Source organism: Methanofollis sp. (assembly GCF_028702905.1).
Classification (GTDB): domain Archaea; phylum Halobacteriota; class Methanomicrobia; order Methanomicrobiales; family Methanofollaceae; genus Methanofollis.
Window position 1 is genome coordinate 1 of sequence record NZ_JAQVNX010000148.1, and the last position, 3,887, is coordinate 3,887.

Here is a 3,887-nt window from a genome sequence, read left to right on the forward strand (position 1 = left end):
TCCAGCCTGAGGATGACCGTCTTTGGGGTGAGCACATGTAATTATTTCACTCAAAAGTATTTGGAGTTATGTGTGTGAACCGCAATTCCTCCCCGGCCTAAAGACCGGGGACTCCTTGCGGAGGAAGTTGAAGGGGGCCGGATGGTCGAGTACGACGCGAAGATCGAGAGGAGGATGCGGGAGAATGTCCGGGAAAAACTCGATGGGATCGCGGGTCGTCGCCCTGACCCCCCTGCTGCCCCCATCACTTTTTCTCCCCGCATAACTCGGTTTTCCGCTCCGTGGTGTCCGACCTCTGCAGGTTCATCCTCTTCCTGATCCGGTACTTGTAGACCTCGTGAGAGGCGAAGAGTATGATGGGGAAGGGGACGAGGAGGAGGAGATAGGGCGGCGGGACGGACGCCGTGTTGAAGATCACCTGGACGGCGCCGACATTCAGGAGCAGGAAGATCCAGATCAGTTCGAGGACCACCGCCACGATGAGGAGGCGGTTCTTGAAGAGGCCCCTCTCGAATGCCGAGAACTCCCAGGACCTGAGAGTCCAGACATTGGCGAGCTGGCAGGTCACCGCCCCGAGGAGGGTCATGGTCATCGCCTGCCTGTGAAGTTCTGTGCCGCTGATCGAGAGGTCGCCGTACTGCCAGCCGGAGAGAAAGAGGAAACCGAGGAAGGCCGTCATCGCCGCGGTCGCCTCGATGATGCCGAGGAAGAAGTAGCCGCGTTTGAAGACCTCGCGGTCGAGGATGCGGTCGTTCTTCCCGACAGGCGGCATCTTCATGATGTCCCTCTCCGGTCGCTCGGACCCGAGGGCGAGGCCGGGGAGCATGTCGGAACCGAGGTCGATGGAGAGGATCTGGATGACCGAGAGGGGGAGGGGGATCTTGAAGAAGAACTGGAGGATGTAAGGCACGATCTCCGGGACATTCGAGGCGAGGATGTAGGTGACGAACTTCTTGATGTTGAAGTAGACGGTCCGCCCCTCCTCGACGGCGGCGACGATCGAGCAGAAGTTGTCGTCGATGAGGATCATGTCGGCCGCTTCCTTCGCGACCTCTGTCCCCTTCTTTCCCATCGAGATCCCGATGTCGGCCTTTTTCAGGGCCGGGGCGTCGTTGACCCCGTCGCCGGTCATCGCCACCACTTCCCCGTTCTCCTGGAGGGCGCTTGCGATCCTGAGTTTCTGGTCCGACTTGAGGCGTGCGAAGAGGACGTCCTCGGTGCGGAGGATATCCCTGAGGTCTGCCTCGGGGATCGCGACGAGGTCGTCGCCGGTGATCACCCGGTCCATAGAGAGGCCGATCTCCTCTGCCACGGCGCGGGCGGTGACGGGATTGTCGCCGGTGAGGACCATCACCCTGATGCCGGCGACGCGGCATGTCCTGATCGCCTCGTAGACCTCGGCCCGCGGGAGGTCCATCAGGCCGACGAGGCCGAGGAAGACGAGGTCGCGTTCCTCCTCCCCCTCCCGGTAGGCGACGGCGAGGAGGCGGTACGCCGCCCTCTCCATCTCGTCGGCGCGGGCGAGGACTCTCTCTCTTTCTCCCTCGTCAAAGGGCACGACCCGGCCCTCCCCGTCGACGTACGCGGACACAAGGCCGAGGACCACCTCCGGGGCGCCCTTGGTGAAGATGAAACTCCTGCCGTCCTTCTCGGTGATGGTGGACATCATCTTCCTCTCGCTGGAGAAGGGGATCTCCTCTACCTTTTCGTAGTCGCCCGGCCCTACGCCCGCTTTTCGCGCCGCGGCGACGATGGCGAGTTCTGTCGGGTCGCCGAAGTAGGTGTCGTCCTCGATCATCGCCCTGCAGTTGAGGAGACCGGCGCGGAGGAAAAAGTCCAGGCGGTCCCGTACCCCCGGCCTCTCCCCCCGGATCGTGAACTCGCCGCCTGCCAGGTAGCCCTCGCCGGTGATGGTGACGGTCTCCCCGCCGGCGAGGAAGATCTCCTTCGCCGTCATCTCGTTTCTCGTGAGGGTGCCTGTCTTGTCTGTGCAGACCACCGTCGTGCTCCCCAGTGTCTGGACGGAGTCGAGGTTCTTGATCAGGGCGTTCCGATTCGCCATGTTCTGGCTTGCGAGGGAGAGGGAGAGGGTGATGGTCGGGAGCATCCCCTCCGGGACATTGGCGACGATGAGGGAGAGGGCGAAGATCGCCGCCACGAGGACGCCGAAACCCGCGAGGTATCCGAGGACGAAGAAGACGCCGCCGACGAGGATGGCCGCGACCGTCAGGATCCTGGTGATCCTGACGATCTCCAGTTGCATGGGGGTCGGGCGCTTCTTCACCTCTCTCGCCAGGGAGGCGATCCTGCCGAACTCGGTCTTCTGGCCGGTAGCATAGACGGCCGCGCTGCCGTTGCCCGAGAGGACCGTGGTCCCGGCAAAGACGGCGTTCTTTGCTTCAAGGACGGCCTTCGCCTCGGAGGGTTCGGTCACCCTCTTCTTCGGCCTCGACTCGCCGGTGAGAGTCGCCATGTCGACGTACAGCGAGTGCGCCTCAATGAGGACGGCGTCGGCGGCGATCCTGTCGCCCTCTTCGAGGAGGAGGATGTCGCCGGGCACGACCTCTCTCGCGTCCACCGTTGCGGCGGCATTGTCGCGCCGCACCGTCACCATCGAGGGCATCAGCCTGAGCAGGGCCTCGATGGTCCGATCGGCCTTGTATTCCTGCCAGAAGGCGAAGGTGGCGTTGATGACGACCGCCCCGAGGACCGCATAGCCGAGGATGTCGTAGCCCTCGCCCGGCGCATAGCCGTCGGCGAGAAAGGAGAGGACGGCGGCGACCTCGAGGAGGACCGCAAAAAACTGGACGTACTGCCGGAGATACTCTCTGGGATAATTTTTCCGCTCTTTTTTCTGGATCTCGTTGGGGCCTCCGGCGGCAAGCCTTCTCCGTGCCTCCTCGGCCGTCAGCCCCGCCTCACCCGTCTCCAGTCGGGCAAGGAGTTCGTCGCGGTGCAGGGAGTGGATCGTCATGGGCGTCACCGGCAGGGCGCTGCCCTGCTGTGTCCACGCCCCGATCCTATTTAAGGAGTGGGACGGGAAGCGAGGTACTCCCCGAATCTGGCGAGGGAGACCGCCATGTCGGCCCGCGCGAAACCGATCCTGACGTGGTGATCGTCGTAGCCGTCATATTTCGTGGACGGCAGGAGGAGGACGCCGGCTGTCCTGATGGCGTCGAGGCAGAACGCCTCCGCGCCCTCGTCGGCCAGGACGCGGGGGAAGGCGATCGCGCCGGCCCGCGGGCGGACCCCGGCGAGGACGTCGGCGTGCTCCGCGAAGAACCTGTCGAGGAGGGCGAGGTTCGAGCGTATGATCCCGAGGTTCCTCTCCACAAGGGCGTCCCGGTGCCTGAGGGCGACGGCGGCGACGCTCACTGACTCGCAGTCCGAGGTGCAGAGAAGGTGGGGAGCGGTGAACTCGTGCTGTGCGAAAAAGCGTTCGAGGGCGAAGTCACGGAGCTGCATGAGGGGCGAGGTTGCCTGTTGGGGGGGCATAAGGGTTGCGGGGTGTGTGGCCTCTGGCCGGCCTTTTTCGAACCATACATTTGTGAAGGGTGTGACTACCCGCCTGCGGGACTTCAACCCACTTTGGCGGTTCAATCCACGCACCCGTGAAGGGTGCGACCATTCTGCGACGCTTCAAGATCAACCGATGCAAGTTTCAATCCACGCACCCGTGAAGGGTGCGACACCGACTGGTGCGGGGACCACAAGATCGACGAGACGTTTCAATCCACGCACCCGTGAAGGGTGCGACCATCTGGATGATACCGTCGAACAGGCCGCTGATGTTTCAATCCACGCACCCGTGAAGGGTGCGACCATCTGCGTCTATTTCTTCGGCAGGCAAGTGCAGTTTCAATCCACGCACCCGTGAAGGGTGCGAC

2 protein-coding genes are annotated in these 3,887 nt (G+C 63.4%); both read right to left on the reverse strand.

Translation table 11 applies throughout. The annotated features are described in order from the left end of the window. Nucleotides 1-244: 244 nt before the first annotated feature. A complete protein-coding gene (locus tag PHP59_RS11750) occupies nucleotides 245-2,974 on the reverse strand; it encodes a cation-transporting P-type ATPase (protein ID WP_300167219.1) in 2,730 nt (909 codons plus the stop codon). A gap of 50 nt (nucleotides 2,975-3,024) precedes the next feature. After that, a complete protein-coding gene (locus PHP59_RS11755) occupies nucleotides 3,025-3,465 on the reverse strand; it encodes a hypothetical protein (RefSeq protein WP_300167221.1) in 441 nt (146 codons plus the stop codon). Nucleotides 3,466-3,887: the final 422 nt, after the last annotated feature.

What these genes read in the sequence shown, in the direction of transcription:
- PHP59_RS11750 (WP_300167219.1), bottom strand. Translation starts at nt 2,974, where the DNA reads ATGACGATCCACTCCCTGCACCGCGACGAACTCCTTGCCCGACTGGAG.
- PHP59_RS11755 (WP_300167221.1), bottom strand. Translation starts at nt 3,465, where the DNA reads ATGCAGCTCCGTGACTTCGCCCTCGAACGCTTTTTCGCACAGCACGAG.